We start from the raw sequence: 12,970 nt of genomic DNA, 5'->3' as shown, positions 1-12,970 counted from the left end.
GCGCCAGTTCGCTGACGCGGGCATTTTGTCATTTGAATTCCGGATTTATGTCGAGAAGTACAGTATTCTCTACCGATATCATGTTTTAAAAGTAAAGTAGTAAAGGCGGCAACGATGTTTCCGCCGCCTGTGGTGAGGTGAACGACAGCCCCTGAAAATCTGTCGGCAATTAGAAAAGGGATACCCCATGTTTAACAAAGTTACGAAAACCTTCCAGTACGGTCAACACCAAGTGACCCTGGAAACCGGCGAAATCGCACGTCAGGCTTCCGGCGCAGTGCTGGTGTCGATCGAAGATACCGTCGTTCTGGCAACGGTGGTGGCACGCAAAGATGCCAAGCCAGGCCAGGATTTCTTCCCTTTGACGGTTGATTATGTCGAGAAAACCTATGCTGCCGGTAAAATCCCGGGCGGTTTTTTCAAGCGCGAAGGCCGTCCTTCCGAAAAAGAAACACTGACATCGCGTCTGATCGACCGTCCTATCCGTCCGCTGTTCCCGGAAGGTTACCTGAATGAAGTGCAAGTCATCATTCACGTGCTGTCGGTCAACCCTGAAATCGATCCGGACATCGCCGCCATGATCGGCGCATCGGCCGCCCTGTGCGTATCGGGCGTGCCTTTCAACGGTCCTATCGGCGCCGCGCGCGTCGGTTACGCGAATGGCCAGTACATCCTGAACCCGACCGTCCAGCAACTGAAAACGTCGGAAATGGACCTGGTTGTCGCCGGTACCGAAACGGCCGTGCTGATGGTCGAATCGGAAGCGAAACAGCTGTCCGAAGAAATCATGCTGGGCGCCGTGGTCTTCGGCCACGACCAGATGAAAGTTGTCATCGACGCGATTCACGACCTGGTGCGTGACGGCGGCAAGCCGGAAGTGGAATGGGCGCCTGCGCCGAAAAACGAAGCACTGATCGCCCGCGTCGCGCATTTCGCCAACGCCAAGATCAATGACGCGTATCAAACCAAGGACAAGCAAGAGCGTACGGCCAAGCTGAAAGCAGCGACGTCGGAAGTGATCGCCGACCTTTCGGCCGAAGCGGCTGCCGCTGGCGGCGCGTCGATTGACAGCGCTGAAGTGAACAACATCCTGTTCGATATCGAAGCGAAAATCGTGCGTACGCAAATCCTGGACGGCGAGCCACGCATCGACGGCCGCGACACGCGCACCGTGCGTCCGATCTCGATCCGCACCAGCGTGCTGCCACGCACCCACGGTTCGGCCCTGTTCACGCGCGGCGAAACGCAAGCGCTGGTCGTGGCAACGTTGGGTACCGCCCGCGACAGCCAGAAGATCGATGCGCTGATGGGCGAGTTCACCGATTCGTTCATGCTGCATTACAACATGCCTCCGTTCGCCACCGGCGAAACGGGCCGTGTCGGTACGCCGAAACGCCGCGAAATCGGCCACGGCCGCCTGGCCAAGCGCGCGCTGATCGCTGCCCTGCCGGCAGCTGAAGAGTTCAGCTACTCGGTGCGTCTGGTATCGGAAATCACGGAATCGAACGGTTCCTCGTCGATGGCTTCCGTCTGCGGCGGCTGCCTGGCACTGATGGACGCCGGCGTGCCGATGAAAGAACACGTGGCAGGTATCGCCATGGGCCTGATCAAGGAAGGCGGCAAGTTTGCCGTGCTGTCCGACATCCTGGGCGACGAAGATCACCTGGGCGACATGGACTTCAAGGTAGCCGGTACCCGCAACGGTATCACGGCGCTGCAGATGGACATCAAGATCATGGGCATCACCAAGGAAATCATGCAAGTGGCACTGGCGCAAGCCAAGGAAGGCCGCGAGCACATCCTGGGCGAAATGCAAAAAGCCATGCCGCACGTCAAAACCGAACTGTCCGATTTCGCACCGCGTCTGATCACCATCAAGATCAACCCGGAAAAAATCCGTGACGTGATCGGCAAGGGCGGCGCCGTGATTCGCGCGCTGACCGAAGAGACGGGCACCCAGATCGACATCAGCGACGAAGGCGTGGTCACCATCGCTTCCGTCGACGCTGCTGCCGGCCAGGAAGCCAAGCGCCGCATCGAAGAACTGACCGCTTCCGTCGAAGTGGGCAAGACCTACGAAGGCACTGTGCTGAAACTGCTGGACTTCGGCGCCATCGTGCAAGTCATGCCAGGCAAAGACGGCTTGCTGCACATCTCGCAGATCGCCAACGAGCGCGTCAACGCCGTGGCCGACTACCTGAAAGAAGGCCAGCTGGTTCGCGTCAAAGTGCTGGAAACGGACGACCGCGGCCGCCTGAAACTGTCGATGAAAGCTGCTGAAGGCAACGAAGCGCCAGCCGCTTAATTTCCTTCAGATTCGCCTGACTGCGGCCTCGGCCGCATGTTCAAGAACCGCCAGCGCGCAAGCCCTGGCGGTTTTTTTGCGCCTTGTTTGCGCTGTATCGAAGGTGGATGCCGGATTGTGCATCGGGCTTGATCCAGCGCGTATCGGCCGCCGCCGCGCCTTGTAGATTCGGAGGGGATTTTCCCCTGAACGAGTCTTCCAAGGAGATGCAGCATGCGCACATTCCGCGGGCTGGCCGCCGCCTTTCTGCTTGCCGTTTCACCCGGCGCCTGGGCGCAGCTGGACAACGCGCCGACGCCGGTGCCGCTGCCCATCCCCATCGCCGCCGCGTCCGCGGCCATGCCGGCGCAAGACCTCGACGCCTTGCGCGCCGTGCATGCGCGCGAAATCAATGACCTCAGCACCTTCAAGACGGCGGGCTTGCAGCGCGCAGCCATCGATCCCTATCTCGATAGTGGGCCAGGGCAGCAATTCCTGCGCGAGCTGCGCACCGCCGATCCCGCCGCGCCGGCCGAGACGATTTATGCGCGCGCGGTCGAGCAGCTCGCTTCCGGCAGCACCTTGCCCGACCTGCAAGCCATGTCGGCCGCATTGGTGAAAATCGTGCCGCATGGCCAGAATGTGTCGCCGTACTCGCCGTATTTCACCACCAGCGCGCAATTGCAGCAGGCATCCAGCCGCTGCGCCACCCTGGCCGACTGCTTCGGCTTGCCCATGAAGAGCGAGGCGCCGCTGTATGATGTGTATCAGATCATGCCCAAGGGCACTGTCAACGTGTTTGTCAGCCAGGTGGCGCCGACGCAAGAGTTGGGCGGGCTGGTGCGGCGCAAGGGTGGGGCGCAGCAGTATTTATTGCCCAACCGCAGCCTGTGGTCGGCCCCTGTGCTGATCGGTACGATCAAGAATTGAGGAGCGATGATGGATCAACAGAGCCTGCAAGCCCGCGCCGCCGAGCTGGAGCAAGTGCTGGGGCGCCTGGCGGGCGCCGATACGGAAGTGGCCGACCTGCGCAGTGCGCTCGAGCCGCTGCTGGCCCTGGCGGGCAGCGGGGCCTTGACCGCGCCGCTGGCATGGGGCGATATCCCCGGCGGGCGCTACTTTAACGAAGGCAGTCTGCGCCGCTACCCCGAGCTGGAGCAGGCATTTGCCCGCTTCCGCATCGAGGCAACGGGTGGCGACTCGCCGGCCCTGCGCAAGCTGCGCGGCGAGACTTGATTTATATATGGTATCAATTGTTGTTTATGGGTAATTGACTGTCAGTATTGCTTGACGACAAAATCTTATTCCCCGACCATGGTGCATCCCTCCCGATTTCCCCTTTTTTTATTGGATGCACCATGTTGTCCTCCCTTAAGGCGCGGCTGATCGCCATCGCCGTTTCCATCGTCGTGCTGGCCATGCTGGCCGTCGCCATCGCCAATTTCTTCACGACGCGGTCCAGCACCCTGGCTGCGCTCGACACGCAGATGCTGCAGTTGTCGCACAGCCACGCGCAAGCCATCGCCGAATGGCTGCGTTCCAAGCAAGCCGTCGTCGGCTCGCTCAAGCAGGGCGCCACGGCGGCCGACCCGCTGCCGGCCCTCAAGGCGGCCGAGCAGGCTGGCACGTTCGACATGGCGTATATCGGCTTTGCCGACAAGCACGCCGTGTTTTCGCAGGAGCGCAAGCGCGCCGCCGACTATGATCCCACGGCGCGCCCCTGGTACAAGCTGGCGTCCGAGGTGGGCGGCCCCATCATTACGGCGCCGTATATCGGCGCCAGCACGGGCAAGCTGGTGGTGACGTTTGCCGAGCCGCTGGGCGGCAAGGGCAGCGTGACGGGCGTGATGGCGGCCGACGTGATGATGGATGCGGTGGTGCAAAACGTTGCCTCGATCAAGCCGACGGCGTCCAGCTATGCCTTCCTCGTCGATGGCGGCGGCAAGATCATCGCCCACCCGGACGGCAAGCTGACCCTGAAACCTTTGGCCGAGCTGGACCCTGGCCTGAGCGCGCAGGCGCTGGCCGATATCGAAAAGAGCGGTGATGGCGCCGCCATTCGTCTGGGCGACCGTAACGGTATCTTGCATGTAAGTAAAGTGCCGGGCAGCGACTGGCTGCTGGCTACCGTGCTCGACCGCGCAGAAGCGACGCAGGCATTGAGCTCCATGCTGCGCGCCTCGGCCTTGACGGCCTTGCTGGTGCTGGCCCTGGCCGCCACGGTATTGAGCGTGCTGGTGGCGCGCGCCCTGCGCCGCCTGGGCCTGGTGCGCGATGCGATGGAAGCGATCGCCACGGGCGACGGCGACCTGACCAGCCGCCTCGACGCGGAAGGTTCGGACGAGCTGGCGCAGATCGCCAAAGCATTTAACTTGTTTGTCGAAAAGATTGCCACCGTACTGGTGCAGATCCGCAGCATCAGCACCCTGGTGCGCAGCGAGTCGGCCGATATTGCCGCCGGTAATGCCGACCTGTCTTCGCGCACGGAAGCGCAGGCGGGCGCGCTGGAAGAAACGGCCAGCTCGATGGATGAGCTGACCTCGACCGTCAAGCAGAATGCGGAAAACGCGCACGCGGCCAATGAGCTGGCCGTATCCGCCTCGGAAGTGGCGGCCAAGGGCGGCCGGGTGGTACAGCAAGTGGTCGGCACCATGGCCGGCATCCAGGAAAGCTCGCGCAAGATCGTCGACATCATCGGCGTGATCGACGGCATTGCCTTCCAGACGAATATCCTGGCCCTGAACGCGGCCGTCGAGGCGGCGCGCGCGGGCGAGCAGGGCAGGGGCTTTGCCGTGGTGGCATCCGAAGTGCGCAACCTGGCGCAACGCTCCGCCGGCGCGGCCAAGGAAATCAAGGAACTGATCGGCGATTCGGTGGAAAAAGTGGATGCGGGCGGGCGCCTCGTTAATGAAGCGGGCCAGACCATGGATCAGGTGGTGGCGTCGGTGCAGCAATTGACGACCATCATGAGCGAGATCACGGTGGCCAGCCGCGAACAGAGCGCCGGCATCGGCGAGATCAATACGGCCGTCACGCACATGGATACCATGACACAGCAAAACGCGGCCCTCGTCGAGCAAGCGGCCGCCGCCGCGGAAAGCCTGCAGGAGCAGGCCGTGGACCTGGCGCAAGCCGTCGGCATGTTCCGCCTGGGCGATGCGCCTGCTGCGGCATCCGCGCCCGTGACGCGCCTCAAGGCGACGCCAGCCGTTCGTGCCCTTGCGCCGCGTGCGCCGGTCCGCGCGCCGTCGCCGGCCAAGTCCGTCAAGGCGGCCAAGTCCGGCGCCGACGAGTGGGAAGAGTTTTAAGAAAACGCTTAGCGATCTGCGCGTTCATCCGCGTTTTTGTCAGGCCAGCCTGCCAAAAGCGCAGTTCGTCGCAATCGGCGTGTCTGCCGGGGGCGGTATGGCTATAGTCACACCATACCGCAAGCCCACTGCCAGACACCCGAGGAGATTCACATGAACGTCGCTAAAAACATGGAAGTCATCGCCGTTGCCGCCGCCATCGTGCTCGGCGCCAGCTGCTACACCATCGCCCCGGCCGCCCCGGCCCTGCAAGTGGCCAGCTCCACCGTCACCCTGGCCGCGCCAGCGGACAAGGCTGCCATGCACGTGGTGGTGGTCAAGGCCAAGCGCCTGAGCGCTACTGAAAAAGCCCGTTTCGCATAATTGATTGTCAGCAATTTTTGCTGCTGCTACAGTGGCAGTCAATGGCAATGCGCGCAAGCCCCACGAGGGTGCCGCGACACATAAAAACAAGATACCGAGGATGCTCTACATGAAAAAGACACTGCAACTGGCGCTGCTGTTCCTGGCGACGTTGGGCCTGGTGCGCGGCGCGGCCGCCGAGACCCGCCTGCTGGAAATGCGCAACGTCGACGCCCGCGTGGTGCGCGTCAAGCTCGATGGTGTGATGGAAGTACGCATTCGCCAGGGCAACGTGGCGTCCTTGAGCATCACGGCCGACAAGCGCTACATCGCCGATGTCAGCACGGCGCAAAGCGGCGATACCCTGCACATCGAAACGGAAGTGCGCGGCTTCAAGATCGGCCCTTCGTCGATCCGCGCCGACCTGGTCCTGCCGAACTTGCGCGAACTCAGTTCGGAAGGCTTCGGCAGCACGGACATCACGGGTTTCAAGGGCGAGGAACTGACCCTGTCGCTGGAAGGGGCGGGCAGCATCAAGCTGGTGGGCGACTACCGCAAGCTCAACGCCAGCCTGGGCGGCGTGGGCAGCATGCAAATATGGATAGGCAACAATGAGCGGGCCGAACTGGACTTGCAGGGCGCCGGCTCGGTGGTGCTGGGCGGACGCGGGCGCATGCTGAAAGCCAGCCTGGGCGGCCTGGGCAGCCTGAATGCGCAGCAATTCGAAGCGGACGCCGTCAACCTGGAATTGAGCGGCCTCGGCAACGCCACGGTGAACGCCCATACGAATGCCAAGCTGAACTTGAGCGGGCTCGGTTCGGTGGTGGTGTACGGCAAGCCGGTCAACCGCGATGTCACCGTCGAGGGCCTGGGCAAAGTCAGCTGGAAGTAAAAGCATCCTGCCGCAGGCCTTTGGCAGGACAAGAACAAGTAGTCAGACCACATCCCATTCCGATGAAAAAACTGATCATTACATTACTCATGCTGTTGACGATACAGCTACCCGCGCGGGCTGGCTTCGCCGAAGGCGCCAGCGCCTACAACAACAAGAATTACGCGCTAGCCTACAAGGAAATATTGCCACTAGCCAAGACTGGCAACGCCGATGCCCAGCATTTGCTGGGCTTGATGTATTACATGGGACGGGGCTTGCCGCAGGACTACAAGCAAGCCATGTTCTGGCACCGCAAGGCGGCCGAGCAGGGCAAGGCCGATGCCCAGTATGTCGTGGGCGCCATGTATTACACGGGCAACGCCGTGCTGCAGGATCATAAACAGGCCGTCGGCTGGTTCCGCAAGGCGGCCGAGCAGAACCATGCCGAGGCGCAGCAGGTGCTGGGCCTGATGTACCGCTACCACATGGGCGGTGTGCAGCAGGACAACGTCATCGCCTACATGCTGTGGAATCTGGCGGCGGCGAATGGCAACGTAAATGCGGCCGACCAGCGCGCCGCCGTAGTGCGCAAGATGACGCATGAGCAAGTCGAGGAAGGGCAAGCGCTGTCGGCGAAATGGAAGCCGGGCACGCCCTTGCCGCGCCAGTCGAAGACGGGCGGCGCCTAGGGCGGGAGGCTCCCTGCAAGGGTGGACGGCTTGGCGTACAATCGCCGTTTTCCCTTGAAAGAGTCCCGCCATGCGTGCAGTTGCCATCAGCCAGCCAGGTCCCGCCGACGTTTTGCAGATCGTCGAGTCTCCCGTTCCCGCCTTCAAAGCCGGAGAGCTGCTGATCAAGGTGCACGCGGCCGGCATCAACCGTCCCGACGTGCTGCAGCGCCTGGGCAAGTATGCGCCGCCACCCGGCGCCTCCGACTTGCCGGGCCTGGAAGTGGCGGGCGAAGTCGTCGATGGCGATTTCAGCAACACTGAATTCAAAAAAGGCGACCTCGTCTGCGCGCTGGTGCAGGGCGGCGGCTATGCCGAATACTGCGCCGCGCCCGCCGGCCAGTGCCTGCCCTTGCCCAAAGGCTTGACGGCGCTGGAAGGCGCGTCCCTGCCGGAAAATTTCTTTACCGTCTGGAGCAATGTCTTCGACCGCTGCGCGCTGGCCGATGGTGAAACCTTATTGGTGCAGGGCGGCACGTCCGGCATCGGCGTGACGGCCATTCAATTGGCTGCCGCCCTGGGTCATCGCGTCTTCGCCACGGCGGGCAGCGACGAAAAGGCGCGCGCCTGCGAGGCGCTGGGCGCCGAACGGGGCATCAATTACCGCACGGAAGATTTCGTCGCCGTCGTCAAGGAATTGACCGGTGGTAAGGGCGTTGACGTCATCCTCGACATGGTGGGCGGCGACTACCTGCCGCGCGAGATCAGCTGCCTGGCCGACGATGGCCGCATCGGCCTGATCGCCGTGCAAGGTGGCACCAAGGCGGAACTGGACCTGGGCACCTTGCTGCGCCGTCGCCTGACGGTGACGGGTTCCACCCTGCGTCCCCGTTCCATCGCCTTCAAGGCGGCCATCGCGAACCATTTGCGCGCGACCGTCTGGCCGCTGATCGAGGCGGGCAAGATCAAGCCCGTGATCTATAAAACTTTCCCGTTGGAAAAAGCCAACGAGGCGCATGCCCTGATGGAAGCGAGCACGCACGTGGGCAAGATCATGTTGCAAGTTGCCTGAAACGGGGCACTGCCTGTTTGACCGGCATCGGTGCCGGAGTTAGAATGACGGGTTATTAGAATTTAGGCTACTATGCGTCGCAAACTCGTCGTCGGAAATTGGAAAATGAACGGCAGTCGCACCTCGAACGCGGTGTTATTGTCTGAAATAGTTGCTGGCCTGGCTGCCTCTGGCGCCGCCAGCGCCGTCTGTGTGCCTGCGCCGTATCTGGCGCAGTGCCAGGCGCAATTGGCAGGCACGGCCCTTGGCTGGGGCGCGCAGGATGTGTCCGCGCATGCCAGCGGCGCTTACACGGGCGAAATCTCGACCGCCATGCTGCAGGATTTTGGCTGCGGCTATGTGGTGATCGGGCATTCCGAGCGCCGCGCCTACCATGGCGAGAGCGATGCGCAAGTGGCGGCCAAGACGGTTGCGGCGCTGGCGGCGGGCATCACGCCTATCGTCTGCATCGGCGAAACGCTGGCGCAGCGCGAAGCGGGCCAGACCGACGCGGTCGTGGCGCAGCAACTGGGCGCCGTGCTGGCGGCGATTTCCGCCGACGACGTGGCGAAACTGGTGCTGGCCTACGAGCCAGTCTGGGCCATCGGTACGGGCAAGACGGCCACGCCGCAAATGGCGCAGGACGTGCATCAGGTATTGCGCGCCCAGCTGGCGGCAAAGAATGCGGTAGCAGCGACCGGCGTGCAAATCCTGTACGGCGGCAGCATGAAGCCGGAGAACGCAAAAGAATTGATGGCGATGCCGGATATCGATGGCGGTCTGATCGGTGGAGCGGCATTGAAGGCGGCGGATTTCCTGGCGATTATTCACGCCGCTGATTGAATTACTTTAAACTAAGAATGGAATTGCAATGAACATGATGTTCAATCTGGTAGTGGTAGTACAGGTTATTTCGGCATTGTCGATTATCGCGCTGGTGTTGTTGCAGCACGGTAAGGGTGCCGACATGGGCGCCGCCTTCGGTTCGGGCGCCTCGGGCAGCCTGTTCGGTGCGACGGGTTCGTCGAACTTCATGTCGAAATCGACGGGCGTTGCCGCCGCGATCTTCTTCGGCGCCACCCTGGCCCTGTCGCTGATGGCGAATCAGCGCGCCACGACGGTCGGCGGCGGCGTGATGGATAAAGTCGTCAAGCCAGTGCCGGTCACCGGCGCGGGCGCGATCCCGACGACGGTGCCTGCGGCAGCTCCGGCTGCCAGCGCTCCGGCAGCGGCGGCACCGGTTGCCAGTACCCCGGCAGGCGCGATCCCTAAGTAATTTTTGTATGAGCTCGATACCTCATCGAGAGTAATTCTCATTACGGGCAGATTATTGCTCAATGTTTCAGCAGCGCGGCAGGAAAAAATCGTGACGCGCTGGAAGATGTAAAAATTTATCGTTTTTATCTGTGTTTTGATGCATTTGTGCATTAACTTTAGCGGCAAAGCAGAGTAGAATACGGGCCTTACCGCCGACGTGGTGAAATTGGTAGACACGCTATCTTGAGGGGGTAGTGGCGCAAGCTGTACGAGTTCGAGTCTCGTCGTCGGCACCAGAAATCAGAAGCCAGCAACGGCGCACGAGCCATGGCTCGTACAAAGTTGCTGGCTTTTTTTACGAGGATGTGTCGTTCGATCCTGGTCTTAGCTTTGATTGGGGTCGTGCGTTAGATACGCTGCAAATGATCGCAGCGTCCTCATTTAACCGATCGTTCAATATAAGCTCATCAATCGTGAACCTCGAAAATTACTTCCCCGTCCTGCTGTTCATTATTATCGGCCTTGGTGTCGGTATCGCTCCCCAGCTCCTGGGGCGCCTGTTAGGCCCTAACAAGCCTGACGCAGCAAAACTCTCCCCGTACGAATGTGGCTTTGAAGCATTCGAAGACGCGCGCATGAAATTTGATGTGCGCTACTATCTGGTCGCAATCCTGTTTATTTTGTTCGATCTGGAAACGGCATTCTTTTTCCCATGGGGCGTTGCAATGCGCGACCTGGGCTGGGCCGGTTTCGTCACGATGATGGTGTTCATCGCTGAATTCGTGGTCGGATTTTGGTACATTTGGAAGAAAGGTGCCCTTGACTGGGAATAAGCCATGGCTATTGAAGGCGTATTAAGCGAAGGTTTCATCACCACCTCGGCCGACAAGCTGATCAACTGGGCGCGCACCGGGTCTATGTTCCCGATGACGTTCGGTCTGGCCTGCTGTGCGGTCGAAATGATGCATGTGGGCGCAGCCCGCTACGATATGGACCGTTTCGGCGTCGTGTTTCGTCCGTCGCCGCGTCAGTCCGACGTCATGATCGTTGCCGGCACCCTGTGCAACAAGATGGCGCCAGCCCTGCGCAAGGTCTACGACCAGATGGCGGAGCCACGCTGGGTCATCTCGATGGGTTCCTGCGCCAATGGCGGCGGGTACTACCATTACTCCTATTCCGTGGTGCGCGGTTGCGACCGCATCGTGCCCGTCGACGTGTATGTGCCTGGCTGTCCTCCGACCGCTGAAGCCTTGCTGTACGGCATCATGCAGTTGCAGAACAAGATCAAGCGTACCAGCACGATCGCACGCTAACCGGGCCGCTTCAGATTATGACAACACATTTAGAAGTATTGCAAAACGCCCTCGGCACTGCCCTGGGCGATCGCGTTAGCACGACGGTTGCACTGGGCGAAGTCACTCTGGTCGTCAAGGCCGAGGACTACCTGGCCGTGATGCTGACCCTGCGCGACGATCCGACCCTGCATTTCGAGCAAATGCTCGACCTGTGCGGCGTCGACTACTCGACCTATGGCGACGGTAGCTGGGATGGCCTGCGTTTCGCGGCCGTCTCGCACTTGCTGTCGGTCAAGCATAACTGGCGCGTGCGCGTGCGCGTGTTCGCACCGGACGACGACATGCCGCTGCTGCCCTCCGTGGTGAGCATCTGGCGCGCCGTCAACTGGTACGAGCGCGAAGCGTTCGACCTGCTGGGCATCCTCTTCGAAGGCCACAACGACTTGCGCCGCCTGCTGACCGACTACGGTTTCATCGGCCATCCGTTCCGCAAGGATTTCCCCGTCTCCGGCTATGTCGAGATGCGTTACGATCCGGAACAAAAGCGCGTGATTTACCAGCCCGTGACGATCGAGCCGCGGGAAAACGTGCCGCGCGTGATCCGCGAAGAACATTACGGGATGAAATAATGGCTGAGATTAAGAACTACACCCTGAACTTTGGGCCGCAGCATCCGGCCGCGCACGGTGTGCTGCGCCTGGTGCTGGAGATGGATGGCGAAGTCATCCAGCGCGCCGACCCGCATATCGGCCTGCTGCACCGCGCCACCGAAAAGCTGGCCGAACAGAAGACCTATCTGCAATCCGTGCCGTACATGGACCGTCTCGACTATGTGTCGATGATGTGCAATGAACATGCGTACGTGATGGCCATCGAAAAGATGCTGGGCCTGGAAGTGCCGCTGCGCGCGCAATACATCCGCGTCATGTTCGACGAGATGACGCGTATCCTGAACCACCTGATGTGGCTCGGTACCCACGCGCTCGACGTTGGCGCCATGGGCCCGTTCCTGTATTGCTTCCGCGACCGCGAAGACTTGTTCGACGCCTACGAGGCAGTGTCGGGCGCGCGCATGCACGCGGCCTACTACCGTCCGGGCGGCGTGTACCGCGACCTGCCGGACGCGATGCCGCAGCACAAGGCGTCGATCATCCGCAACGCCAAGGCCATCGGCAAACTCAATGAAAACCGCCAGGGTTCCCTGCTGGACTTCATCGAAGACTTCGCGCGCCGTTTCCCGAACTCGGTCGACGAGTACGAAACCCTGTTGACCGATAATCGAATCTGGAAGCAACGGACCGTCGGCATCGGCGTGGTTTCGCCGGAAGATGCGCTGGCCATGGGCTTTACGGGCGCCATGCTGCGCGGCTCGGGCGTGCAGTGGGATTTGCGCAAGAAACAGCCGTACGAAGTGTACGACCTGATGGACTTCGACATTCCTATCGGCACCAACGGCGATTGCTACGACCGCTACCTGGTCCGCGTGGAAGAGCTGCGCCAGTCGAACCGCATCATCAAGCAATGCGTGGAGTGGCTGCGCAACAATGAAGGTCCTGTCATGACCAGCAACCGCAAGGTGGCGCCTCCGGGCCGCGTCGACATGAAGACCAACATGGAGTCCTTGATTCACCACTTCAAGCTGTTCACGGAAGGTTTCCACGTGCCGCCAGGCGAGGCCTACAGCGCCGTGGAACATCCGAAGGGCGAGTTCGGCGTGTACCTGGTGTCCGATGGCGCCAACAAGCCGTACCGCATGAAATTGCGCGCGCCAGACTACGCCCACTTGCAGTCGCTCGACGAGATGGCGCGTGGGCACATGCTTGCCGACGCCGTGACCATCATCGGGACGCAAGACATCGTGTTCGGCAGTATTGACCGCTAAGAGGCAAAA

At 61.4% G+C, this 12,970-nt stretch carries 14 protein-coding genes and 1 tRNA gene; all 15 read left to right on the top strand.

Annotated elements, in window-relative coordinates; all coding sequences use genetic code 11:
• The first annotated feature begins 187 nt into the window (after nucleotides 1-187).
• The 15 genes from pnp (at nucleotide 188) to KO539_RS02220 (ending at nucleotide 12,961) form a co-directional block, all read left to right on the top strand.
• On the top strand, nucleotides 188-2,305 hold the full coding sequence (pnp, locus tag KO539_RS02290) for a polyribonucleotide nucleotidyltransferase (RefSeq protein WP_010399742.1): 2,118 nt from the start codon (nucleotides 188-190) through the stop codon (nucleotides 2,303-2,305).
• A 213-nt stretch (nucleotides 2,306-2,518) separates the two neighbouring features.
• A complete protein-coding gene (locus KO539_RS02285) occupies nucleotides 2,519-3,214 on the top strand; it encodes a hypothetical protein (RefSeq protein ID WP_219307144.1) in 696 nt (231 codons plus the stop codon).
• 9 nt (nucleotides 3,215-3,223) lie between these two features.
• The gene (locus KO539_RS02280) at nucleotides 3,224-3,520 is read left to right on the top strand and encodes a hypothetical protein (RefSeq protein ID WP_219307143.1); all 297 of its coding nucleotides are present in this window, start codon (nucleotides 3,224-3,226) and stop codon (nucleotides 3,518-3,520) included.
• Nucleotides 3,521-3,642: 122 nt separating this feature from the next.
• A complete protein-coding gene (locus tag KO539_RS02275; RefSeq protein WP_219307142.1) occupies nucleotides 3,643-5,592 on the top strand; it encodes a methyl-accepting chemotaxis protein in 1,950 nt (649 codons plus the stop codon).
• Nucleotides 5,593-5,745: 153 nt separating this feature from the next.
• Complete coding sequence (locus KO539_RS02270) at nucleotides 5,746-5,955, top strand: hypothetical protein (RefSeq protein ID WP_219307140.1); 210 nt, start codon at nucleotides 5,746-5,748, stop codon at nucleotides 5,953-5,955.
• A 109-nt stretch (nucleotides 5,956-6,064) separates the two neighbouring features.
• Nucleotides 6,065-6,826 (top strand): GIN domain-containing protein, encoded by a 762-nt coding sequence (locus KO539_RS02265; RefSeq protein WP_219307138.1) that lies wholly within the window; start codon nucleotides 6,065-6,067, stop codon nucleotides 6,824-6,826.
• Nucleotides 6,827-6,888: 62 nt separating this feature from the next.
• Complete coding sequence (locus tag KO539_RS02260; protein WP_219307136.1) at nucleotides 6,889-7,497, top strand: tetratricopeptide repeat protein; 609 nt, start codon at nucleotides 6,889-6,891, stop codon at nucleotides 7,495-7,497.
• Between the two features lie 70 nt (nucleotides 7,498-7,567).
• The gene (locus tag KO539_RS02255) at nucleotides 7,568-8,548 is read left to right on the top strand and encodes an NAD(P)H-quinone oxidoreductase (RefSeq protein ID WP_219307134.1); all 981 of its coding nucleotides are present in this window, start codon (nucleotides 7,568-7,570) and stop codon (nucleotides 8,546-8,548) included.
• Nucleotides 8,549-8,620: 72 nt separating this feature from the next.
• Nucleotides 8,621-9,370 (top strand): triose-phosphate isomerase, encoded by a 750-nt coding sequence (tpiA, locus tag KO539_RS02250; protein WP_081922519.1) that lies wholly within the window; start codon nucleotides 8,621-8,623, stop codon nucleotides 9,368-9,370.
• Between the two features lie 28 nt (nucleotides 9,371-9,398).
• Nucleotides 9,399-9,803 (top strand): preprotein translocase subunit SecG, encoded by a 405-nt coding sequence (gene secG, locus KO539_RS02245; RefSeq protein ID WP_034749996.1) that lies wholly within the window; start codon nucleotides 9,399-9,401, stop codon nucleotides 9,801-9,803.
• Between the two features lie 192 nt (nucleotides 9,804-9,995).
• Nucleotides 9,996-10,080 (top strand) — tRNA-Leu (locus tag KO539_RS02240).
• Between the two features lie 177 nt (nucleotides 10,081-10,257).
• On the top strand, nucleotides 10,258-10,617 hold the full coding sequence (locus KO539_RS02235; RefSeq protein WP_010399734.1) for an NADH-quinone oxidoreductase subunit A: 360 nt from the start codon (nucleotides 10,258-10,260) through the stop codon (nucleotides 10,615-10,617).
• A 3-nt stretch (nucleotides 10,618-10,620) separates the two neighbouring features.
• Nucleotides 10,621-11,097 (top strand): NADH-quinone oxidoreductase subunit B family protein, encoded by a 477-nt coding sequence (locus KO539_RS02230; protein WP_010399733.1) that lies wholly within the window; start codon nucleotides 10,621-10,623, stop codon nucleotides 11,095-11,097.
• Between the two features lie 17 nt (nucleotides 11,098-11,114).
• Nucleotides 11,115-11,708, top strand: coding sequence for an NADH-quinone oxidoreductase subunit C (locus tag KO539_RS02225; RefSeq protein ID WP_100873792.1), 594 nt, complete (start codon nucleotides 11,115-11,117; stop codon nucleotides 11,706-11,708).
• Nucleotides 11,708-12,961 (top strand): NADH-quinone oxidoreductase subunit D, encoded by a 1,254-nt coding sequence (locus KO539_RS02220; RefSeq protein WP_034749992.1) that lies wholly within the window; start codon nucleotides 11,708-11,710, stop codon nucleotides 12,959-12,961. Before KO539_RS02225 ends, KO539_RS02220 begins: the two co-directional genes overlap by 1 nt.
• Nucleotides 12,962-12,970: the final 9 nt, after the last annotated feature.

It is taken from the genome of Janthinobacterium sp. NKUCC06_STL (assembly GCF_019345455.1).
Taxonomy (GTDB): domain Bacteria; phylum Pseudomonadota; class Gammaproteobacteria; order Burkholderiales; family Burkholderiaceae_D; genus Janthinobacterium; species Janthinobacterium rivuli.
Note: the sequence above shows the minus strand (reverse complement) of the source record. Positions and strands in the feature narration are given on the sequence as shown.